The following is a 22,822-nucleotide window of genomic DNA, read 5'->3' as shown; positions in this document are numbered from 1 at the left end:
TTAATTTTATTTAGCTTGCGCGGTAGTTGTTGGTGGGGTAATCCACTTTTTCAGGATGTCGCAGGATTGGTATTGCTGATCAATCTTAATAAAAGTTTCTTTCCTGCGTTTTTCAAACCACTGGGTTACTGCACGGTTGGTTTTATCCTCATAAGCCATATCCTTTAATTTAGGAAAATCCTGTTCCAGGTTAGCTTTATGCGCATTTGTTGCCGACTTAAGATATAATATCTTATATGTTTTTTTACCATCGGCTCCAGTAAACACATCAGGCTTTGATATGCTGCCAATTTTCATAGTATCAACCGTAAGGGCTACCTTAGGGTCAAGTTTATCCGTAGGAATAAAGGTAGTTCGGTTTTGAACGTTTTCTGCATTCAGCATCATACCGCCATTGTATTTGGTATCCTTATTATCAGAATAATAAGCAGCTGCGCTCGAAAAGTCGATCTTTTTATTGGTCACCATCAGGTTATAGATACTATCTGCCTTTACTTTCGCTCTTTCTAAACTGGCCTGGGTAATTACCGGAGCTATTAATATATGCCGAACATGTACCTGCTCACCCCTGCGCTCAATCACCTGTAAAAAGTGAAAGCCGAAATCGGTTTCAAACACAGGCGATATTTCACCAGCTTTAAGTCTGAAGGCATTTGCTGTAAATTCTTTCACAAAGGTGGTACGGTCGGCAAAGCCCAGGTCGCCACCGTCAGGTGCTGAGCCCGGATCCTGCGAGTATAAACGGGCAAGCGTTCCAAAGTCTTCACCTTTTTTAATACGCTGGCGTAGTTCTTCTGCTTTTTCCCTATACAGTTCCTTTTCTTCTTTATTCAGTTTCGGCTGAAATACAATCTCGCCAACTTCTACTTCTTTATTGAAGGAAGGTAAACTATCCTTCGGGATCTTATCGTAGTAGGTTTTAACATCCTGCGGGGTTACATTCAACTTTTCGGTAATGTGCTGCTGCATTTTCTGCGCAACCATTTGTTCTTTCAGATCGGGGCGAATCTCGTCTTTGTATTGAATAACAGATTTACCCAGGAATGCTTCCAGCTTTTCCTGCCCGCCGGCCCTTTGGGTCATTTCGCGCATACGGCGGTCAACATTGTTATCAACCTCATCTTCCTTTACCTCAATACTATCAATTGCGGCCTGTTGTGCCAATAGTTTTTGGGTTAATAACGATTGCAGGATACGGCATTTTACGCCTGGATCTGGCTGGTTACCCTGAACAAGGAATTGAGCGTATGATAGTTCAATGTCTGATTGTAATATGGGTGCGTTACCTACAATGGCCGCAATTTTATCTAAAGTATGCTTTGGGCCCGACGGCACCACTGTTGAATCGGCCTTTGCTGTTTTTTTTGCAGTTGAATCAACTTTGGTTTGCGCATGGGCAACTGATATGATCAAAACAAAACTTAAAATGAATATCCCTAACTTTCTCATGTAATGCACTTATACTCTAAATAATACGGATCAATAGTCCGTTAAAAACTTCGAATTTCGGTAAAATTTATTAATTATGACTGAACAAAAAATGGCAATTAAATATAAGCGCCTATAATTGCGCTAATATGGCTATAAAGCTTGAAACCATTTAACTACTTTTGGTTAAAATTTGTTAAAGTGAAAGTCGAAAACCCGGTTGCCCTGCGTTTTATATTACAGGATGAACTTTATCTCTTAAATACAGATAAAGCTTTTTACGAAGAACGAGAAACACCTCCTCCTATCATTGAAGAGTTTAAACCCGAAATATCTGAACCTGAAATAAAAACGCAGCCTATTGAAATTGCACCTCAAGCAACTAAGCCTGAGGTAAAAACGCCGGAGCCTGCATTTAATTATCTGGGTAAAAACTTAAAAAACTTTTTAATCCTGGTTCACTATCCCAATCAGGAGTTTATTGCCGACGCCCACCTGGCTGCCCTACAAAATATATTGAAACGCAAGGAGTTTGAATTGGATGATGTTGTTATACTCAATATGGCCAAATACAGCACTACAACAATTGCACAATTGGCAGCATTTTTTAAACCTGTAAAATTGTTGCTGCTGGGCAACGGCTCTATACCTCAGGGTATGACTTCGCTCGCTCTGAACACGCCTAAAACATCAGGGGCACGTACAGCGCTGTACAGTTTCAGCTTTGATGAGATGATGAATAGTGTCGACAACAAGAAAGTTTTCTGGGAGCTGATGAAAGTATTTTAAGCTGATAGTTCACAATATAAAGTCCTTCGTCCAAAAATCCTTACTTCTTTAATCCCTACATCCCACAAAAAAATGCAGCAGTTAGTATTTGCAACCAATAACCGTCATAAGCTGGAAGAGGTATCAGCCAAAATAAAAGGCCAATTTGAGCTATTGAGCCTTGATGATATAGGCTGCACCGATGATATTGAAGAAACCGGCACTACCTTCCGCGAAAATGCGTCTATAAAAAGCCATTACATCTACCAGAAATATAAACTGAATTGTTTTGGCGACGATAGCGGCCTGGAGATAGACGCCCTAAATGGCGAACCCGGCGTTTACTCGGCACGTTATGCCGGCGAGCATGGCAACCAAATGGCAAACATTAATAAAGTGTTGCAAAATTTAGCCGGCGAAACCAACCGTAAAGCGCGTTTCCGCACCACAATATCTTTGATTTGGAACGGTGAGGAGCATTTTTTTGACGGAACCGTTGAAGGCAGTATCCGCACTGAACCAAGTGGCAATGATCCGTTTGGCTACAACCCCATATTTGAGCCGGATGGTTATAATGTAACTTTTGCTGAGATCAGCCTGGAAGAAAAAAACAGAATAAGCCACCGTGCCAAAGCCATGGATAAGCTCATCAGTTTTTTAAACTCAACCAGCAGACTTTAAGAATAATTGTTTTTAGGTTAACCCAAGCGTAACATTCCGTTTAAAAGTTCGTATACCAAAACTTTTAGGAGTAACCATGAAAACAGTAATATATTTAAGCCGCTCGGTATTTTCCAAAAACAACGATCAGCAATTTGCCAATAGCCTTACACACATTAAAGAAGCAGATCGGGTAGCGCAAGCCATCAATAAACGCTTAAACGAAATACAAAAAAAGCTCAAACCAAAAAACTGTGGAGTTTAGCTATGTTTGGCAGGATTTATGCTCTTATGCCATAAAATAACCCCAATCATGAAAAAGATATTTCAAACCTCAATCGCAATCTTATCCGTTATTCTTGTTTTATCAGCTTGCTCCGGGCCAAAAAACACGGTATCTAATAATGTATCTCGTGGCAAATTTGTGGGTACCTGGACCTTAAACAACGTAAGTTATGATGGCCTGGTTCAAAATGCTGTTCAAAATGTATTTGATCAGGCACCTCCCGAAGCATTTGCCGGCAGTACCTGGAAACTAACCAATAGCGGTAATGGTGTGTATACTTTATCGAACGGTACTTCGCAAACTATATTCTGGTCGGTTTATAATGGTGGCAGCACAGGCACGCAATTTCAGTTTAAAAAATTGTACCAGGGCGATAAAGCTAAAAACGTAGCCGAAGGTTACCGTTTAGATATAGCCAGCAATGACGGCTCAACCATGACCCTAAAATCACCAGTTGCCATTGGTACAGGTGGTACCGGGTATATTATTTACTCGTTCACAAAAAGCAACTAACTTTAAGGTAAAAGGATAAAGGCGAAAAGTAAAAGGCTCGCAACAAAAAAGGTAAAGAGAATTTAGACATTCTGCTTTACCTTTTTTATTTACGGGAAAGATATATAAACCTTTCGCCTTTATCCTTTCACCCTATTCTGCAGGTACAAACTTCAAACATACCGGGTTACCAATTTCCAGTTTAAAGCCGGTTGGTGATATACGGCCGGTGGTTTGATCAATTCGGAATACAAATATGCTGTCACTGTTTTGGTTAGCTACCAATAGGAATTTACCGGTTGGATCAATAGCGAAATCACGTGGATTTTTGCCCATTGATGATTGGCGCTGTACAAAAGTAAGCTCGCCGGTTTCCTGATTTATCGAGTATACAATAACTTCGTTGGTTTCTAAACGATTAGAGGCGTACAGGAATTTGCCATTGGGCGATATGTGGATAGCCGCACCTGCGGTTTGGCCCTTGAAACCTTCCGGAAGCAGGGTTATAGTTTGTTTCTGGTTAAGCTTACCGTTATCATAATCAAACACATGTACGTTTGACCCCATTTCGGTGATCAGGTAAGCGTGTTTTTTATCCGGCGAAAACTCCAGGTGCCGCGGACCGTCGCCCGGGGTTACACTTACCGATGTTGGTTCGGTTAAAGGGGAGTTTTTACCAGAACGGAAACGGTAGATATGTATCTTATCAGTCCCCAAGTCATTGTACAGCACATACTTCTCATCGGGCGATAGTATACTCATGTGCGCGTGAGGCCCTTCCTGGCGCCCTTTGTTAGGACCTGTGCCATCATTTTTTACCGTCTCCACACCGTTGGCCAGGGAGCCGTCTTTGTTGATAGGCATTACCGTAACCTGCCCGCTGGAGTAGTTGGCAATAAACGCATTCTTACGGGCCTTATCCACCGCTATGTAGCAAGGATCGGCACCGAGGGATGATTGTTTGTTGATGAACTGCATTTTACCCGTTTTAGCCTCAAATGAAAAAGAGCTTACTTCGCCTTTGGGCAACTCATTTACAGCGTAGATAAATTTATTATCGGCACTTACGGTTACATAGGAAGGGTTCACCACATTATCAATCTGGCTCAGATAGGCCAGCCTGCCATTTTCGGCATAAAAGCGGTAAACTGCTATACCCTTACTTGTACCCGTGGTGTAGGTGCCAATAACGAGGTCATAAGTGGAGGGGCCTTTCTTTTTGCTTTGTTTGCTCTGTGCATTGGTGAGCAAAGGCAATAGCAAGACAATGAACAATACGATTTTTTTCATGAGAGAGGTAATTGGGTTACGAAGCGCAAGTTAATAAAATTGCTAAAAAAACAGCCCTGCTATCCAATGCACATCACCCCATGAAACAAAAACTTTTTAAACCTTTTATTTTAACACTTTTCTGCTCAAAAAACGATGAAAACCGATCCAAAAACCGTCGAAAATTGAATCAAAACCATCCATTTTAACACTTTTTAACAAATTTTTGATGGGTTTTTAAAGGTTTAAAAAGTGATAATATACTAACAGCAAGTATATTAAACAAAAACAGGGCTATTTTTAGCCCTGTTTTTGTTTCTGAATATTGATTTTGTGATTATGGGATCTTTGGACTTTGTGACGGTAGGACTATATGATTTTTATCTTATAGTCTCAAAATCCCATAGTCCAACAATCCGCATATCTACTTGATCAAATGCTTCAACTGGATAATTTCTTTCTCGTCAAGGAAACGCCATTTGCCGCGGGGCAGGTCTTTCTTGGTGAGGTTGGCATAAACCACCCTGTCGAGCTTTACTACCTCGTAACCCAGGCTTTCAAAAATACGGCGTACCACCCGGTTTTTACCGCTGTGAATCTGTATGCCTACTTCTCTTTTTGTGCCACCGGCTACGTATGATACCGCATCGGGCTTTATCACACCGTCTTCCAGCTCCACGCCGAAACCAATTTTGTTTAAATCGCCCTGGGTTAAAGCTTTGCTCAGCTCCACCTGGTACAACTTGCTGATGTTGCTGCGCGGGTGCGACAGCTTGTCGGCCAGTTCACCATCATTGGTCATTAATAATAAACCGGTAGTGTTCCTGTCTAAACGACCGATAGGGTAAATGCGTTCCTTAGTTGCTTTTTCAACCAGGTGCATTACGGTACGGCGTTCCTGCGGATCTTCGGTAGTAGTAATATAGTCTTTTGGTTTATTCAATAATACATAAACCATTTTTTCGCGGCGAAGGGTTTCGCCGTTGTATTTGATATCGTCTTTTGTTGGGTCAACCTTGGCGCCCAGTTCATCAACCACCACACCATTCACCGAAACAACACCGGCAATGATCAGCTCATCAGCCTTACGGCGTGAGCAGATACCTGCGTTGGAGATATAACGGTTGAGGCGGATAAGACCATCGTCTTTTGCTTTTGGAGCAGCGGGATTTTTACGGCCGCGCATGGTTTTAGCCGGCGCGTCCTGATCACGTGATGGTTTATCGCGGTAAGGTTTATCTTTAAACGAGGCGTCATCGCGTTTTTTAAAGCCGCCTTCGGTTGGCCTGTTGCCAAACTTACGGTCGCCGCCTTCGCTAAAACTTCTTTTGGGTTTACCTTCGGCACCTGCAGCTGAGCGGGTACGAGGGGATGAGTATGGTTTTTTGTCGCTGGTTGCGCTGCCGCCAAAACTTCTTTTTGGTCTTTCGTCATCACCAGATGATGGGCGACCAGAATAAGGCTTTCTTTCACCTGCTGCATTGGAGCCGAAACTTCTTTTCGGTCTTTCTTCGTCGCCGCCGGTTGGCCTGCCAGAGTATGGTTTGCTGCGCGGGGTAAATGATTTTTTATCGCCCGATGATGAACTATCACCTGATGGGCGACCTGAATAAGGTTTTGATCTTCCGCCAGATTTTCTTTCACCAGATGATGATGCGCCATCCCTGAAATTGCTTTTGGGCTTATCGTCGCTAAACCTGTTGCTCTGAAAAGTTTTGGGTTCTGGTTTGGTGAATTTCTTTTTCTCTCCGTTTGGCGTGGCTTTGCCTTTTGCGGTTGCAGGTCTTTTGGGTTTTTCGTCGCTTCCTGAGCTCCGGCCTGTTGTTCTTTTTGGCTTGTCGTCGCGACTACCTTGTGGTCTCTTAAATACCATATTTTTTTGTTTTGCGCTTTCGCAGCGTGAGGGTCAAAGATACGCTTTTTTGGCAATTTTTAATCAAAAAAAGCAAAAATTTTAAGCGGTTCAAAAACCCGGTTTAAACACTTTTAAAGCCTGTTTTTGAACCAAAAACCGCCGCTAAAATCTTTAGCATTTTGCTAAGTATTTGATTATGTGCCCTGTATAGCATACCTTTGCAGCACATTTTAACCAAATGTATAGTTAATGATAAAGAAAGAAATGATCAAAAAACACTTATTTACGTGCTCCGTAATGCTAGTGCTGGTTCTCATTTCAAAGCTCAATATTTTCAGTACAACCATCAGTGAAAAGGTTGTGAGCACTGGAGATATTAGCCATCGGAACTCGAAATTTATTTTTATAAAAAGCAATGCAAATGCATACAATTTTGCAAACGAAGCTTTACCTGTAAACGATGCACGGGTGACACGGAAATTGAAAGTATCGCTTAAACAGCATAATTTCAAAACCGTTCAGTCGACCATTCTGCATCGCAAAGCCGAAAAATGGTTCCCTATTATTGAACCGCTTTTGAGGCTTTATGGTATCCCCGATGATTTTAAGTACATCCCGCTGGTGGAGTCGGGCCTTTGCGAAGGCACTTCACCAAGGGGAGCACGTGGCTTATGGCAATTTATGCCGGGCACTGCGCGTACTTACGGGCTTAAAGTGGGCCATGGGGTCGACGAGCGCACTAATCTGCGTAAATCAACCATTGCTGCCTGCAAGTATATCAAAGAACTATACGGTGAATTTAATAACTGGACACTGGCCGCAGCCGCCTACAACAACGGTTCTGTTAAGCTGGAAAGAGCTATTAACAAACAAAATGAAGATAATTACTTCCGCATGAGCCTGAACCGCGAAACCGGTTCATATGTTTACAAGCTTATTGCCATGAAAGCAATTATCCAGCAACCTAAAAAGTACGGGTACGACGATTATTTCGCCATGACCCCGCCTACCTCATTGCTGAATTTTAATTAATTGATTTTTAATTAATTAAAAAATACATTACGGAGCACCCTGAGTCCTGCTTTCCCAGATGGAAAGCAGGACTTTTTTGTTTTTAATTAGTGAATTCTATTCGCTACCGCAAGCGTCCCGCTTGTGGTTCGCCATGATTAGTCAAATTTATTTCTCTGCATATGACCACAAGCGGGACGCTTACGGGAGCGGAGGAAAACAACACCGACCAAAGGCAAAAGCTATTAATATAAAATCACAGGTGTTCTTGCAGGCTTAAGTAAAACACAATCGACAACGAAATCGAAATTGCCATCTGTGAAATTTGTCATATTTCCGATTGAGTTTGAAAATTGCTCAAAACGCATTTGCCGCCTTTCATATGTTATTGCCATTTTCTTATCGGGTTTATAATTTTTATCCTCCCAGCCAGTCATAAATCCACAACCTTCTCTATGGACAACTATTAAGGGTAAAATATATGTTTTGTCAGATGTGGTCATTAACTGATTAGTGTTCGCTCCGTTTTGATTTATTTTTGTAAAAGCCTGAGCGATGGCGTCTTTTATAAAAGTCGGGGTGCTTGCTGTATAGGCAATATTAACAAACTGATGCTCTTTATTGATATTAAATCGTATAAATACACACCCTTCCCAACAATTATTTTTAAGGGAATCTGCATTTGGATGATAATACACTACCAAAGTATTCCCGATGTCGTTAAAATGCCTAATTACACTGTCTTTTGGATTGATTTGCGCAATAACGGATAAAGACAGTAATAAAACAGGAATTAATAAAATCAACTTTTTCATAAATATATTTAATTGCACTTTTTACCAAATAAACCTTCCCTCTGAAATTCTGTATCACTGTTTCGTTGGCCTTCGGTAAGGCCATTATCCTGGAGTAATTGATTATAATCTGAAGGATATTTTGTAGCAAAGTCTCCTAAACCTCCAAATGCTAAAGCTTTGGCATTTTCAGGATCTGTTCCATATGCTTGTTGAAGCATAGAAGCAATATCTCCGATATAATTATGGGCAATATCACTGTGTTGTTGTAGTTGTAAATCAGCATCAATTCCTTTATAATTTAAGTATCCATGTATAATTTCATGAATTATTATCGATGCTTTATAATCTTGCGATGCATCGTTTGGCAAAATATTAGGATTTATTTTAATTTCCATATTAAAAGAAGAACTACTCCTAGTTGTAGTAGTACTAGCAGCGTGGCCTTCTGTATCTGTACTTTCAACAAAATGCAAATTGACGTTGTCTGACGAGTTGAAAACATTCTGAAGGATATTTCTGATATTTCCACTTAGATTTTTATCTGTAAGACTATTAATAACCACACCATTACATCCAAGAACGTCATTTGTTATTGTAGTCTGAACCAAAACTGGACAAGAACCAGGGTCTGGTTCCGGGAAACCGCCCGGATCAGATGGCGGGTCTGTTGTTCCATCTGGCGTACAATGAGGTTTGGGTGGAGGCGGTTTATTTCCTCCGCCGCTACTATTACCACCACCACCGGACTCGCCGTTGCCTGAACATGTAGTGTAAAGATATACCTCGCTTACTAAAACGCCATTTTGATAGCTGTCTAAATACCAGGCTATGCAATTGAGTTCCGCAATTATTTTTTTGCCGTTAGTCTGAACACTTTGCACTTTGGGCTTGTCTGTTTGCTGGTTTGCTGATGCAGTTATAAGCTGCCCATTTTTATAGGCGTAGCCGTCTACGTATTCCCCCCTGGGTGTAAAATAAAGCACCGATCCGCTAAAGTCGGCATCATGTTTACGATAGGTATTATGCGACAGCTTGCTCAAATCATTGTTCACATAAGACGAGTCGGCAGTGATCATCATTACATAGGCCTCGTACTTTTGACCATCGTTCAGTAACAAAAAATAATTCCGGCTGTAGGTTTTATTCGATTTAACTTTCCCAATTAACAAGGCTGTTTCAAATTTAGAGCCCGGGTCAACCGGCATTTCAATCACCTGTTTATTGAACCTCGAATAGCTGGCAGCATGACCCCAGTCGGGTTTTACCAATTGGCTTAAGTCGGTAGTTGTGGTAATAGCCTGGGTATTTAATTTGATATTACTTGTTGGATAAGTGCTTTCGTACCAGCTTTTTGCCTGAGCCATGGCGGGGTCTGAGACTTTATTCTGCTGTTCTGAGTGTGAATCTTTTTTACAGCTATTAACAATAACAGCAGCTATACACACAGTGGCGAGTAACACCCAGGAGGCTTTTTTTAGAATCAGTTTAGGCATAAGAGCAGGAACTTATTTAATATATATGCCCAATATGTAGTTAATATTCTAGCACCGCAATAGGTGAAAACACGGTATTTGTGAGTGGTTGATGATAACACCAACCACGGCTGGAGAAGTTAAGATCTCAATAAAAAAACTTCGGTTTCCCGTCCTCGCAGGCTACGCCTTTGGGCGACTGAATCATCATACAATCCGAGCTTATGCCCCATCGTTTATTAAAGGCCTCTTGCTCCGCCGTATAAGATCGTACTTTTTGCAGAAAAACCGCTGTATCCAGTTTGATGGAATAGGCTATAAAACCTGTAGGGCCGCCGCATGCTTTTGAGCCAATCGGTGTAAATTGCCAATCGTTGGCATTATCACAGTTAAACTGCTGCGCTATTTTTTGAATATTGGTATAAAGCTCTTTCAGTTTTTTTTCGTCATCGGCTTTCAGGCTTTGATGATTGTCTTTACAGGAGGTCATCAAAAACAATGCGAGTACCATAATAACAGCACTCCAAAACAGGGTTAAATGTTTCATCATTACAGGATTGTGATTTCTTTATAATACGGAGTAAAACGCAAAATGCGACAGATATGCTGAAAAATAGGACCAGATAGGTGAAGGGAGGAGAAAAAATAACTAATTCACTAAATCAATAATTCAGCAATTAATCTATAGGGTAAACGTCAATTTTATCCAAAAAGTACGGCGCAAAAAATATACTTATAAAAGCCTCCGAAAGTAATAAACCATAAATATATTTGGCTCATCATCACTATTTTAAAGCCTATATTTATGATTCCTGAAAACAAAAAAACCGCTGTTGATCATGCTTTGCTGGCAGCTTTTGGCACCAATACCCTGGATGATATCCGTGAACTCACTGCCGGCCTTTCATCGGCCCTGGTTTTTAAAATTATCGTTCAGGGGAAACCCTATCTGCTCCGGATCATTACCCGCACTGATGCCATGGCCGATCCAACGCTGGAATATAACTGCATGAAAGCCGCCGCCGAAGCCGGGATAGCCCCAAAGGTGTGGTACGCCCATGTAGAAGACAGGATTGCCATTATTGATTTTATAGAAGCCAAACCTTTCCCGATGGGGGAAGCCAAAACAAAACTACCTCAGCTGCTTAAGCAACTGCACTCGTTACCGCCTTTTCCTTTCCGCATCAACTACCTGGATAAAATTGGCGAGTTTATTGAAAAATTCCGGGCCGATAAATTGATGTCCGAAGATATAACTGCCAAACTATTTGATTTTTATACCCAGGTAAAAGACATCTACCCCTGCAATACCGAAGACATGGTGGGCTGCCATAACGACCTTAAGCCCGAAAATACCCTGTTTGATGGTGAACAGGTATGGCTGGTTGACTGGGAAGCTGCTTTTTTAAACGACCGCTACCTGGACCTGGCCATCATGGCGAATTTTTTAGTAAAGAACGAAGAGGACGAAAAAATTTACTTAAAAGCCTATTTTGGCGAAGATGCTAATGAATATCAGCATGCACGCTTTTTCCTGATGCGGCAGATCCTTCACCTATTTTACTTTGTTGTTTTTACCATAGTAGGCAAAACCGCCGATAAAACTATCAACCCGGATATGCCCGTGCCCGATTTCAGGGAATTTCATGATCTCATCTGGACAGGGAAACTCAGCCTGGCCAATATGGACAACCGTTTGCAATATGCCCAGGTTCACCGGGAACAGTTGCAGCATAATTTGGGATTGAAGAGGCTGGAGGAAGCGCTGCGTATTGTGACGGATTATCAATCACGTTAATAATCTCACTCTTAGTGTCATCTCGACCGGAGGGAGAGATCTTATACAATTGACATGCCCCACGTATAAGATCTCTCCTCGTGCCTCGTTCGAGATGACAAACCGCGCTGTCCGAAGTCTCTGACTTCGGATCGCTATGCCTGTAGTTTACAACTACAGTACGCGGTAGTCTGAAGACTACTTACATACACGTCCGGAGTCAGAGACTTCGGACAGCGCAGGTACGAGGAGAGATCTTTTATGCCTGGCAAATGACAATTGCATTTTATCGTTCTCCTTAACCCAGTAAATATTAACCTTATGCTGACACGCTTAGCATAAAATCCACATCAATTTTTCGTACATTTGCTTAAATTTTTAGCATTTTCTTTTAAAGGCCTTATCTTACATTAGCTTTTAAAAGTAAACCCACTTACCGGGGTTTAATAAATTGGGTACCAATAACACATATGAACGAAATAACCGTTGACCTGGGCGAACAAAGCGAAGTTGAAGTTTATGGCGCCAGGGTACATAATTTAAAAAATATTGATGTTTCTTTTCCGCGCAACCAACTGGTGGTGATCACCGGTTTGAGTGGCAGCGGTAAATCGTCACTGGCTTTTGATACCATTTATGCCGAAGGGCAGCGCCGTTATATGGAAACATTTTCGGCCTACTCGCGCCAGTTCATGGGTGGTATGGAGCGCCCCGATGTGGATAAGGTTTCGGGGCTGAGCCCGGTTATTGCCATTGAGCAAAAAACAACCAGCAAAAATCCGCGGTCTACAGTGGGTACCATCACCGAGATCTACGATTTTATGCGTTTGCTTTTTGCCCGCACCGGCGAGGCTTACTCCTACACCACCGGCGAGAAAATGGAGCGCATGAGCGAAGACCAGATCCTGAAAACCATTACCGAAAAGTTCGACGGCCAGCCGGTAAACATCCTGGCCCCCGTAGTAAAAGCTCGTAAGGGGCATTACCGTGAGCTTTTTGAATCCATACGCAAGCAGGGCTACCTCAAAGTATGGATAGATGGCGCCATGGCCGATGTGGAACCCAAAATGCAGGTTGACCGTTACAAGATACACGATATTGATATCGTGGTTGACCGTTTGGTAGTGTCTGAAAAGGATAGCAAACGTTTATACACTTCGGTACAAACCGCGCTCAAGATTGCCAAAGGCATCATCCGCGTAGGTGATAAGGATAATAATGTAGCTTATTACAGCAAGTACCTCATGGACCCGGTATCGGGCATATCTTATGATGAGCCACAACCCAATACTTTTTCCTTCAACTCGCCTTATGGCGCCTGCGAAAAGTGTAATGGCCTGGGCTATATTTTTGAAGTGGATGAAGCTTCGGTTATCCCCAACCCCAAGCTAAGCATCATGAATGGTGGCCTTGCGCCAATCGGCGAGTATCGCGAAACCTGGATATTTCAGGTATTGAAATCGCTGGCCAAAAAATATGAGTTTTCACTGTCGACCCCGATCGAAAAACTGACGCCCGAGCAAAAGGAAATCATTTTGAACGGATCGCCGGATATGATTACCGTTGCCGTAGAGTACAACAAATGGAATGTACAAAGCTACCAAATTACGTTTGACGGTATTGTGCGCATGCTGGAAGAGCAGCAGGAACGCCGCGGTGATGAAGGTATGGACGATATGGAAAATTATCGCGTGTTGAAAACCTGTCCGGTTTGTGATGGCGCCAGATTGAAAAAGGAGTCGCTGCATTTTAAGGTCGACAATAAAAATATATTTGAACTGGCCTGTATGGATATACGTACCCTACAGGAATGGTTCAACAACCTGGAAGACAGGCTGACCGAACGTCAGAATGTGATTGCCAAAGAGATCCTGAAAGAGATCCGTGCGCGTATTGTGTTCCTGCTGGATGTTGGTTTGAGCTATTTAACGCTTGATCGTACGGCCAAAACCCTGTCGGGTGGCGAGGCACAGCGTATCCGTTTGGCCACGCAGATAGGTTCACAACTGATGAATGTCATGTACATTCTGGATGAGCCCAGCATCGGCCTGCACCAGCGTGACAACGAACGATTGATCAATGCGCTCAAAAACCTGCGCGATCTGGGTAACACCGTATTAGTGGTGGAGCATGATAAGGACATGATACTGGAAGCCGACCACGTGATTGATATGGGACCGGCGGCGGGCGTACACGGCGGACAGGTAGTGGCCGAAGGCACCCCGGCCGAGTTGATGGCTAAACATACGCTCACCACATCCTACATCAATGGCGAGCGCTCTATCGCTATCCCTGCAAAACGCAGGGAAGGTAACGGCAAAACGCTGAGCCTCAAAAAAGCTACCGGCCATAACCTTAAAAAGGTATCGGTTGAATTTCCATTGGGTAAGCTCATTGGCATCACCGGTGTATCAGGCAGCGGTAAATCAAGCTTAATTACCGAAACATTATACCCCATACTGAATCATCATTTTTTCAGGGCCAAGAAACAACCCTTGCCTTATGAAAAAATTGAGGGTCTGGAAAATATCGACAAAGTGATCGAGATCGATCAGACACCAATCGGTCGTACGCCGCGCTCCAACCCGGCTACTTATACCGGGGTCTTCTCAGATATTCGTAACCTGTATGTGGCCCTGCCCGAATCTCGGATCAGGGGTTACAAACCTGGTCGCTTCTCCTTCAACGTAAAAGGTGGGCGCTGTGAAACCTGCCAAGGCGCCGGCATGAAAGTGATCGAGATGAACTTTTTACCCGATGTACAGGTGCCTTGCGAAGAATGCGGCGGTCGCAGATACAACCGCGAAACGCTGGAAGTACGTTATCGTGGTAAATCCATCAGCGATGTACTGGATATGAGCATTGAGGATGCCACGCCATTTTTTGAGCATATCCCATCTATCTACCGTAAGGTTAAAACCTTGTATGATGTAGGTTTGGGTTACATCACCCTGGGCCAGGCATCAACAACCCTATCAGGCGGCGAGGCTCAGCGGGTTAAACTGGCTACCGAGCTCTCCAAAAAAGACACGGGCAATACTTTTTACATACTGGATGAACCAACCACTGGTCTTCACTTTGAGGATATCAACGTGCTGTTGGGTGTACTATATCAACTGGTTGATAAAGGCAATACCGTACTGGTCATCGAACATAACCTGGATGTAATTAAAGTGGTTGATCACGTGATTGACCTGGGACCAGAAGGTGGATCAGGAGGGGGAAATATCCTGTTCTCTGGCACACCAGAAGGTTTGTGCAAGGTAAAGAATAGCTTTACCGGTCAGTTCCTGAAAAAGGAAATGGGGATAAAATAATTATTGAATTAGTGATTTAGTGAATTAGTGATTGAAGCTCTTTTTTCCGCCAGCAGATAAGCGGGGGTTAATTAGTGATTAAAAACACCCATTTCTCTCTCCCCGTCAGCAGATAAGCTTCGGGCGAAAGCGGGCAGAACAATATTGGCCTGTGCGGCCGTAAGGGCATTGCGAACCTTACCTGAAGCGTGGGATAATGAGCGAACGAAGTGGAGGTAAGGTTTAGCGGCCCATGGTTCTGCCCGTTTTGCGGGGTAAAGGCTATGTGCGGCAAAGAAGCATTTCTGCTGACAGCGTTTTTGGTTACTTTTGTCGCGACAAAAGTAACTAGGCCTTCCCGCGGCCATGAGCGGGTCTACACCAAGCAAAACGGTCCTGTATAGCTACGCGATTGCCTCGTCGTTCCTTACAGCAATGACATGATAAGGATTGAGCTATTCTATTAAAAGGTGATTCACGCACAGTTTTCCTAATTTTCATTTTGTTAGCTTTACTCATTAACTACTAACTAAAAATGAAGAAAACCGTCCTCTACATTTTTGCTGCGGCTATTTTAGCTGCCTGCAACCAGCCCAAAACAAACAGTTCATCCAAAACCGACAATCCTGAACTGGCCAAAGTATTCGATAATTACTTTGAAGAATCATTAAAACTATATCCGCTTAATGCTACCGGTATTGGCGATAACCGCTATAATGATCAATTACCTAACGATGGTTCGGCAGAATTCTTAGCAAAATCAAAAGCCTTTTATGAAAATTACCTGGCGCAAGTAAAACACTTTAACCGGGAGGATCTGAGCGAGGCCGATCAGCTTTCATACGATATTTTCACTTACGAGGCGCAGCTTGCATTGGATGGTTTTAAACAGCATTTTGAATACATGCCTTTTAACCAGTTTAGTGCTTTACCACTTGCTATAGGGCAGTTAGGCTCGGGAGCAGGTTCGCAGCCGTTCAAAACTGTTAAGGACTATAATGACTGGCTAAAGCGCGTATCGGCATTTTCGGTATGGGCCGACACTGCCATCAGCAATTTTAACAAAGGCATCAAAGCGGGTGTGGTTTTACCTAAAGCATTGGTTGTAAAAACTATCCCCGAATTGCAGGATCTGGTAGTTGCCGACCCTACGAAAAGTTTATTTTATGGACCGATCACCAATCTGCCCAAAGATTTTTCTGATGCGGATAAAAAGCAATTGACCGAAGCTTATAAAAGAGCCATCACCACCGTTATTTCACCTACTTATAAAAAACTGGCCGATTATTTAAAAACGGAATACTTGCCACATGCCCGTGCAACTTCGGGCTATTCTGCTTTGCCCGATGGTGGCTCCAAGTACGGTTACCTGGTAAAACAACAAACCACTACTGATAAAACTCCGGAAGAAATTTACCAGACCGGGCTGAAAGAGGTAAGCCGCATCCGCGGTATTATGGATAGCATCAAAACCAGCGTTGGTTTTAAAGGCGATTTGCAGGCATTTTTTGAATACATGAAAACCGATCCTAAGTTTACTCCTTATAAAACGCCAAAAGAGGTTTTAGATGCGTTTGCAAACATTCACAAGCGCATGGAGCCCAACCTGAAAAAAATGTTTAATCATGTGCCTAAAACGCCTTTCGAGATCAGGCAAACAGAGGCTTTCCGGGCGGCATCAGCCAGCGCCGAATATAATGCAGGCTCGGCCGATGGCAGCAGACCAGGTATATTTTATGTACCTATACTGGATGCTACTAAGTTTAACATTACCTCCGGTATGGAATCCTTATTCTTGCATGAAGCTATTCCGGGCCATCATTACCAAATCTCCTTAACACAGGAAAACACCTCACTACCCAAATTCCGCAGGTTTGATGCCGGTGAAAATGCCTACGTAGAAGGATGGGCCTTATACTGCGAATCATTAGGTAAAGAATTGGGCCTGTATACCGATCCTTACCAATACATGGGTGCACTGGGCGATGAGATACACCGCGCCATCCGCCTGGTGGTTGACGTGGCTATACATACCAAAAATATGACCCGCGAGCAGGCTATCAAATACATGATGGATAACGAAGCCATCAGCGAGCAAGGCGCTACCGCCGAAATTGAACGTTATATGGCTATACCAGGGCAGGCTTTGGGCTATAAAATAGGAGCGCTTAAAATACGCGAGCTTCGTAATAAATATGAAAAACAAATGGGCAGTAAATTTAACCTGGCCGAATTTCATAACCAGGTACTAAAAGATGGCGCTATGCCACTTGCTGTATTTGAAGCAAAAATGAACGCCTGGGCCGCAAAACAATAATATTATTTATACAAATCATTTACTGTTGCCCGTGTCTCCACGGGCAACTTTTGTATAGGGCTATCGCAACTATTTTGCATTAAGTTCATCAGTAATTCATTTTGCAACAATATTTTTGCATTAAAACAATTTGTTTTTTTTGAACTTTGTTGTATAAATTGTTACCTGCGTGAAACAAAATCGTACAGATATCTTTAAAAAACTGCAAGTGCTATTCATAGCTGCCTGCTATATTTTTATTGCCGTATCGCACATCTTTTTTTTACCGCGTTTAACAGGGCCTGTGGCCGAAGCTGCCGTAAGTCACAACTCCATCTTTAAAAGGAAGATTGAGACCATTGTGACCAGCCTTTCCCACACCAACTTTTTTCAGCGTACCGATAAGTTTGTCATGAATGATAAAAAATCGGCTATTGATTTGTTAAATATGGTGGTGGGCAGTTTTATCATCCTGTTGTTTACACAACGCCTCTGGAAACTCAATCCGCAGCGTTTACTTAACATTAATTGGTCAGTTACCGATTCACAATACTCCTATTTGTCCTTCTGCACTTTTAAAATTTGAGTTGATGAGGCCTTCCCGGGCCTGAGCTTATGCTCCGTCATGTATTCAAATTAGTTTATCTATCATTTACCGGTATTTACTGTATCCTTTGCTTTTAGGGCTATGCTTTATGCATCCCTGTCTGCCCAAGTTTAACAGCCGCCGGTATAAGTTCATTTCAGAAACTTATGCAAAGTTTAAAAATAACTGTACTTATTGCCCTGGGCCTGCTCATGGGGATAAATACTTATGCACAGCAAAACAATGATCCGGCGGTGAGCTTAAAAACGTTGCTCAACCGGGTTGATCAAAATGCGCCTACGCTGCTTACCGACTCCGCAGCTATCAAAATCCGCCGTACACAGGCCGCCGAAACACATAGCAACTGGCTACCCAATCTGCGGCTTAATTATCAGGCCGATATAGGTACCAATAACAACGTGGCCGGCCCGTATTTTGGGTTCGGCATTATCCCGGCCGACTCTAAAGTACGCGCCGAAAGCAACAATTCCGCCGTATCAGCAACCGTGGGTGTAGCTGCCCTTGATTGGGAGATCTATAATTTTGGCTCCTACGGCGCCCAAAACAAAGTGGCCAATTCTGATATCCAGGTAGAGCAAAATCAATTTGCCAACTCCCGGTACCAGTTACGGGCCTACACCATTAGCAACTATTTGCAACTGCTGCGCCTGCATGATCTGCTGGGTATACAGTCGCTCAACATACAGCGCAATTCCGAGATCCTTCGTTCCATACAGTCATTGGCTAAAAGTGGTGTGCGGGCAGGCGTTGATACCAGTATTTCGGAAGCCGAGCTGTCAAAAGCCAGGTTAAACTATATCGAACTGGTGAATCAGCAAAAGCAAGTGCAACTGCAGCTTTCGTCGGTAAGTGGCTTACCGTATCAATCCATCGTCCCGGATACTACAGCCGAGATGACATTGATCGGTCAGTCGGCAGTGGTACAATCTTTAAACCCCGATACGGTTAATCACCCTGTGATCAACTATTACCGGTCGGTATATCAAAACAGCCTGCAGCGCGAGGATATGGTGAAAAAAAGCTATAATCCCAAGATATTGCTGGAAGCCGCGGCCTGGGGCCGTGGATCAAGTATCGATGCTAATGATCATTTCAACAGCTTGTCGAGCGGCTTCGGTGTCGATAGGAGCAATTACCTGGTAGGTATCGGCGTATCCTACAATTTGTTCGATATCCGCCGCAGGCAGTTGAAACTTCGTACCCAAAAGGCCACCACCGATTACAGTTTGCAAAAGCTATCTGAGCAAAGACAATTATTATCAATAAGCGCCAGTCAGGCCGATGTAGAATTACAAACCGCCAGGCAGCGCCTGCAGGAAATTCCACGGCAGTTAAAAGCGGCCAATGAAGGTTATCGGCAAAAGCTGTCGCTATATAAAAGCGGCTTAACCGACATTATTGAACTTAATGCCGCGCTCAATATCCTTTACCGTGCCGAAACAGACCTGGCTCAAGCCAAATTCGCTTACACCGGAGCGCTGTTCCAGAAAGCCGTTACCGAAAACCAGGTCAATACTGTTTTAAACCTTTTAAAATAATTTAGCTATGTCAATGGTCACCTCCGCGCTTAAAAGGCCCATCACTACCATAGTGATCACCATGAGTTTGCTGATATTTTCAGTGCTCAGCGCAGTAAAAATACCGATAGATATATTCCCGCAGCTCAACCTGCCCACCATATACGTTATCGAAGCCTACGGCGGTATGTCGCCGCAGCAGATGGAAGGCTTTTTCTCTACCAAATTCCAGGATCAGTTCCTGTATATCAATGGTATTAAAAGCATCACCAGTAAAAACATACAGGGATTAACCCTTATTAAATTGTCGTTTTATGAAAGCACCAACATGGCCGAAGCTTCGGCACAGGTGGCGCTGCAGGTAAACAGGGCATCCAGCTTTTTCCCTCCCGGTGCATTGCCGCCGCAGGTAGTTAGGTTTGATGCCTCTTCACTGCCCGTTGGTCAGCTGGTGTTCTCGAGCCCAACACGCAGTTTGAAAGATATTTATGATATGGCGGCCACCAAAATACGCCCCATGTTTGCTACCGTTCCTGGTTTGTCGCCATCGCCGCCGTTTGGGGCCAATGCACGTTCTATTACCGTCAATCTTGATCCGGATAAGCTGCGCAGTTATAATTTAACACCCGATGAAGTGGTTGACGCGCTGGCCAAGTTCAACGTAACATCTCCCTCGGGTAACCTCAGGCTGGATAATACCATGTTCCTGACTACCATGAACACGCTTATTAAAAACCCAGACAACTTTGGCGATATCCCCGTAAAAACGCAGAATGGCGTACCCATTTTTGTAAAGGACGTGGCCCGCGTGGCCGATGCTGCAGATATTACGGTGGATTATGCCCTCATCAATGGCAAACGCTCGGTATATATACCCGTGGTTAAAACTGCCGATGCCTCTACCTGGGCCGTGGTGCAAAACCTCAAAAGTAAACTGCCCGAAATGCAGAACCTGCTGCCCGATGATGTGAAGCTGAGCTATGAGTTTGACCAATCGGTGTTTGTAGTAAATGCCGTGAAAAGTTTAATGACCGAAGGCGGATTGGGAGCCCTGCTCACCGGTTTAATGGTACTGCTGTTCCTGCGCGATTGGCGAAGCAGTCTTATCGTGGTGATCACCATCCCGGTATCTATCCTGATAGGGGTGTTGCTGCTCAGCATGTTCGGGCAAACCATCAATATCATGACGCTGAGCGGACTGGCTTTGGCTATCGGCATCCTCGTCGACCAGGCCACGGTAACCATCGAAAATATCCACCAGCACCTGGAAATGGGCAAATCCAAACGCCAGGCTATTTATGATGCTTGTGAGGAGATTTCGTTCCCGCTGTTACTCATCCTGCTTTGTATCCTGGCGGTATTTGCGCCATCATTTATGATGACGGGTGTGCCTAAGGCTATGTTTTTACCGCTTTCCTTATCCATCGGTTTAACCATGATCGTATCGTACGTACTGGCACAAACTGTGGTACCTATTTTGAGTAACTGGCTCATTAAGGCCGAGCGTTACCAGCATTATCACCATGAGGATATTCATGCCCATGCAGGTGAGGCCCTGGATAACCAAGAGGAGGGTCAGGTGCACACACATCTTGCCAATGAACAAAAACATCCGGAAGAGAATGACCTGTTTGAGCGCATTAAATTATGGCTCATTGGGGTACTGAACAAAAGTATGCCTCGTAAAAAGGGCATTGTAATAGTTTATCTTTTTAGTGTGATCGTCCTGGCTGGTTTTTGCTTTGTTTTTATAGGTAAGGATATGATGCCCAAACTCAATAATGGCCAGTTCCAGATCCGCATCAAAGAACCCGATGGTACCCGGTTGGAGCGTACCGAGGATGCCTTTAAACAGGTGTTGCAGATCATTAACCAAACGGTAAATAACCATGTGGAGATCACATCCGGTTATATCGGACTGGTGCCTACCGCTTATGGAACCAGTAATCTGTACGTATTTAATACCGGCACTCAGGAAGCCGTATTACAGGTAAACCTGGACGAAAAGTACAAGGTGAATATGGATGAACTGAAAGATGCCCTGCGTAAAAACATCCACTATAAGCTACCGGAATTGCGCATAACCTTTGAACCCATTGACATGACCGAGAAGATCATGAGCCAGGGTGCATCGTCACCTATTGAGGTGCAGGTGGCCGGTAAAGATATGGCGCAAATTGAAGGCTATGCCAACAAAGTGGTTGACAAACTCAAAGGCATCAGTTACCTGCGCGATGTGCAGATAGCTCAACCGCTCAAATTCCCGGTGATCAAGATCACGCTCGACAGGCTGAAGGCTGCACAACTCGGACTCAATATCAAAGATATTGCCCGCTCGGTTACGGCCAGTACCTCATCAAGCCGCTTTACGGATAAAAACCTTTGGCTGGATGAAAAAGGTGCCTATACCTACCAGGTGCAGGTTCAAATTCCGGAGTATGTGATGAACACCATGGATCAGTTAAAGGAAATCCCGCTAGTTAAAGGCCAAAGCAGCCCGGTGCTGAGTGATATTGCCACCTTTACGACCAGCTATGTACCTGGCGAATATGACCGGGCCGGGCCTCGGCGCTTTGTCACTATCAGCGCCAATATTTATAAAAAGGATTTGGGTACCGCTACCAACGATGTGCAAAAGGCTATTAATTCGCTGGGTACAGCACCCAAGGGTTTGGTGGCATCACAAAACGGTATGGCCAACCTGCTTACCGAAACATTGAGCAGTTTGCAGAATGGCTTGGGCCTGGCCATCCTCGTGATATTCCTACTGCTAGCGGCCAACTACCAGTCATTCAAAGTATCGTTAACGGTACTCTCTACCGTACCCGCAGTAATCCTGGGCTCGTTGCTGATGTTGCTGGCTACCGGTTCAACGCTGAATCTACAATCATACATGGGCATGATCATGTCGACAGGGGTATCTGTAGCCAACGCCATCCTGATCGTAACTAATGCCGAAAAACTACGGCTGGATTATCGTAATGCGACCAAAGCGGCCATCACCAGCGCATCTATCCGTTTGCGCCCCATTTTGATGACCAGCTTGGCCATGATAGCGGGCATGATACCGATGGCATCAGGCATGGGTGAAGCTGGTGAACAGTCTGCACCATTGGGTAGGGCGGTAATTGGTGGGCTATTTGCCTCAACGCTGGCAGCCCTGTTTATTTTACCGCAGGTATTTGCCTGGGTACAGAACAAAACCACCTACGATTCGCCATCATTAATGCCCGATGAATCTGCCGAACACGCAGCCGAGATAACAGAAGAAGAAACCTTAACAGTATAAGA

17 protein-coding genes are annotated in these 22,822 nt (G+C 43.9%); 11 read left to right on the top strand and 6 right to left on the bottom strand.

Annotation, left to right across the window (positions count from 1 at the left end):
* Positions 1–6: 6 nt before the first annotated feature.
* Positions 7–1,449 (bottom strand): peptidylprolyl isomerase, encoded by a 1,443-nt coding sequence (locus tag G7092_RS21620; RefSeq protein ID WP_166092427.1) that lies wholly within the window; start codon positions 1,447–1,449, stop codon positions 7–9.
* 180 nt (positions 1,450–1,629) lie between these two features.
* Here G7092_RS21620 and G7092_RS21615 point away from each other — a divergent pair, with 180 nt between their 5' ends.
* The 4 genes from G7092_RS21615 to G7092_RS21600 all read left to right on the top strand — a co-directional run bounded on the left by G7092_RS21615 (position 1,630) and on the right by G7092_RS21600 (position 3,655).
* Positions 1,630–2,217: a hypothetical protein gene (locus G7092_RS21615; protein ID WP_166092425.1), complete on the top strand. Its 588-nt coding sequence runs from the start codon at positions 1,630–1,632 to the stop codon at positions 2,215–2,217.
* A gap of 72 nt (positions 2,218–2,289) precedes the next feature.
* A complete protein-coding gene (locus G7092_RS21610; RefSeq protein ID WP_166092422.1) occupies positions 2,290–2,877 on the top strand; it encodes a non-canonical purine NTP diphosphatase in 588 nt (195 codons plus the stop codon).
* A gap of 76 nt (positions 2,878–2,953) precedes the next feature.
* Complete coding sequence (locus tag G7092_RS21605; RefSeq protein WP_166092420.1) at positions 2,954–3,121, top strand: hypothetical protein; 168 nt, start codon at positions 2,954–2,956, stop codon at positions 3,119–3,121.
* 48 nt (positions 3,122–3,169) lie between these two features.
* A complete protein-coding gene (locus tag G7092_RS21600) occupies positions 3,170–3,655 on the top strand; it encodes a hypothetical protein (RefSeq protein WP_166092419.1) in 486 nt (161 codons plus the stop codon).
* A gap of 132 nt (positions 3,656–3,787) precedes the next feature.
* Here the strand turns inward: G7092_RS21600 and G7092_RS21595 are convergent, their stop codons facing one another.
* Positions 3,788–4,924: a lactonase family protein gene (locus tag G7092_RS21595; RefSeq protein WP_166092417.1), complete on the bottom strand. Its 1,137-nt coding sequence runs from the start codon at positions 4,922–4,924 to the stop codon at positions 3,788–3,790.
* A 403-nt stretch (positions 4,925–5,327) separates the two neighbouring features.
* Positions 5,328–6,776 (bottom strand): pseudouridine synthase, encoded by a 1,449-nt coding sequence (locus G7092_RS21590; protein WP_166092415.1) that lies wholly within the window; start codon positions 6,774–6,776, stop codon positions 5,328–5,330.
* Positions 6,777–7,226: 450 nt separating this feature from the next.
* Between G7092_RS21590 and G7092_RS21585 the strand changes: the two genes are divergently transcribed.
* Positions 7,227–7,790, top strand: a complete 564-nt coding sequence (locus tag G7092_RS21585; RefSeq protein ID WP_317170009.1) for a lytic transglycosylase domain-containing protein — start codon at positions 7,227–7,229, stop codon at positions 7,788–7,790.
* A 224-nt stretch (positions 7,791–8,014) separates the two neighbouring features.
* Here the strand turns inward: G7092_RS21585 and G7092_RS21580 are convergent, their stop codons facing one another.
* The 3 genes from G7092_RS21580 to G7092_RS21570 all read right to left on the bottom strand — a co-directional run bounded on the left by G7092_RS21580 (position 8,015) and on the right by G7092_RS21570 (position 10,588).
* Positions 8,015–8,584 carry a hypothetical protein gene (locus tag G7092_RS21580; RefSeq protein WP_166092413.1) on the bottom strand — a complete coding sequence of 190 codons (570 nt, stop codon included), beginning with the start codon at positions 8,582–8,584 and terminating at the stop codon, positions 8,015–8,017.
* Positions 8,585–8,592: 8 nt separating this feature from the next.
* Positions 8,593–10,059 carry a hypothetical protein gene (locus G7092_RS21575; RefSeq protein ID WP_166092411.1) on the bottom strand — a complete coding sequence of 489 codons (1,467 nt, stop codon included), beginning with the start codon at positions 10,057–10,059 and terminating at the stop codon, positions 8,593–8,595.
* Between the two features lie 127 nt (positions 10,060–10,186).
* Complete coding sequence (locus G7092_RS21570; protein WP_166092408.1) at positions 10,187–10,588, bottom strand: hypothetical protein; 402 nt, start codon at positions 10,586–10,588, stop codon at positions 10,187–10,189.
* A gap of 255 nt (positions 10,589–10,843) precedes the next feature.
* Between G7092_RS21570 and G7092_RS21565 the strand changes: the two genes are divergently transcribed.
* The 6 genes from G7092_RS21565 (at position 10,844) to G7092_RS21540 (ending at position 22,820) form a co-directional block, all read left to right on the top strand.
* Entirely contained in the window at positions 10,844–11,836 is a 993-nt protein-coding gene (locus G7092_RS21565; RefSeq protein ID WP_166092406.1) for a phosphotransferase, read from the top strand.
* A 449-nt stretch (positions 11,837–12,285) separates the two neighbouring features.
* Positions 12,286–15,132, top strand: coding sequence for an excinuclease ABC subunit UvrA (gene uvrA / locus G7092_RS21560; RefSeq protein ID WP_166092403.1), 2,847 nt, complete (start codon positions 12,286–12,288; stop codon positions 15,130–15,132).
* Positions 15,133–15,646: 514 nt separating this feature from the next.
* Positions 15,647–17,428, top strand: coding sequence for a DUF885 domain-containing protein (locus tag G7092_RS21555; RefSeq protein ID WP_166092401.1), 1,782 nt, complete (start codon positions 15,647–15,649; stop codon positions 17,426–17,428).
* 169 nt (positions 17,429–17,597) lie between these two features.
* Positions 17,598–17,993: a hypothetical protein gene (locus G7092_RS21550; RefSeq protein ID WP_166092399.1), complete on the top strand. Its 396-nt coding sequence runs from the start codon at positions 17,598–17,600 to the stop codon at positions 17,991–17,993.
* A 167-nt stretch (positions 17,994–18,160) separates the two neighbouring features.
* Positions 18,161–19,552: a TolC family protein gene (locus tag G7092_RS21545; RefSeq protein ID WP_166092396.1), complete on the top strand. Its 1,392-nt coding sequence runs from the start codon at positions 18,161–18,163 to the stop codon at positions 19,550–19,552.
* Between the two features lie 7 nt (positions 19,553–19,559).
* Positions 19,560–22,820, top strand: a complete 3,261-nt coding sequence (locus G7092_RS21540; protein ID WP_166092394.1) for an efflux RND transporter permease subunit — start codon at positions 19,560–19,562, stop codon at positions 22,818–22,820.
* Positions 22,821–22,822 lie beyond the last annotated feature (2 nt).

The organism is Mucilaginibacter inviolabilis, from assembly GCF_011089895.1.
Classification (GTDB): Bacteria; Bacteroidota; Bacteroidia; order Sphingobacteriales; family Sphingobacteriaceae; genus Mucilaginibacter; species Mucilaginibacter inviolabilis.
This window is presented reverse-complemented; position numbering and strand designations above follow the sequence as displayed.

Coding starts and splice junctions, on each gene's coding strand:
- G7092_RS21565 (WP_166092406.1), top strand. CDS start 10,844: ATGATTCCTGAAAACAAAAAAACCGCTGTTGATCATGCTTTGCTGGCA.
- uvrA (WP_166092403.1), top strand. CDS start 12,286: ATGAACGAAATAACCGTTGACCTGGGCGAACAAAGCGAAGTTGAAGTT.
- G7092_RS21575 (WP_166092411.1), bottom strand. CDS start 10,059: ATGCCTAAACTGATTCTAAAAAAAGCCTCCTGGGTGTTACTCGCCACT.
- G7092_RS21620 (WP_166092427.1), bottom strand. CDS start 1,449: ATGAGAAAGTTAGGGATATTCATTTTAAGTTTTGTTTTGATCATATCA.
- G7092_RS21570 (WP_166092408.1), bottom strand. CDS start 10,588: ATGATGAAACATTTAACCCTGTTTTGGAGTGCTGTTATTATGGTACTC.
- G7092_RS21610 (WP_166092422.1), top strand. CDS start 2,290: ATGCAGCAGTTAGTATTTGCAACCAATAACCGTCATAAGCTGGAAGAG.
- G7092_RS21605 (WP_166092420.1), top strand. CDS start 2,954: ATGAAAACAGTAATATATTTAAGCCGCTCGGTATTTTCCAAAAACAAC.
- G7092_RS21545 (WP_166092396.1), top strand. CDS start 18,161: ATGCAAAGTTTAAAAATAACTGTACTTATTGCCCTGGGCCTGCTCATG.
- G7092_RS21555 (WP_166092401.1), top strand. CDS start 15,647: ATGAAGAAAACCGTCCTCTACATTTTTGCTGCGGCTATTTTAGCTGCC.
- G7092_RS21590 (WP_166092415.1), bottom strand. CDS start 6,776: ATGGTATTTAAGAGACCACAAGGTAGTCGCGACGACAAGCCAAAAAGA.
- G7092_RS21580 (WP_166092413.1), bottom strand. CDS start 8,584: ATGAAAAAGTTGATTTTATTAATTCCTGTTTTATTACTGTCTTTATCC.
- G7092_RS21600 (WP_166092419.1), top strand. CDS start 3,170: ATGAAAAAGATATTTCAAACCTCAATCGCAATCTTATCCGTTATTCTT.
- G7092_RS21540 (WP_166092394.1), top strand. CDS start 19,560: ATGTCAATGGTCACCTCCGCGCTTAAAAGGCCCATCACTACCATAGTG.
- G7092_RS21595 (WP_166092417.1), bottom strand. CDS start 4,924: ATGAAAAAAATCGTATTGTTCATTGTCTTGCTATTGCCTTTGCTCACC.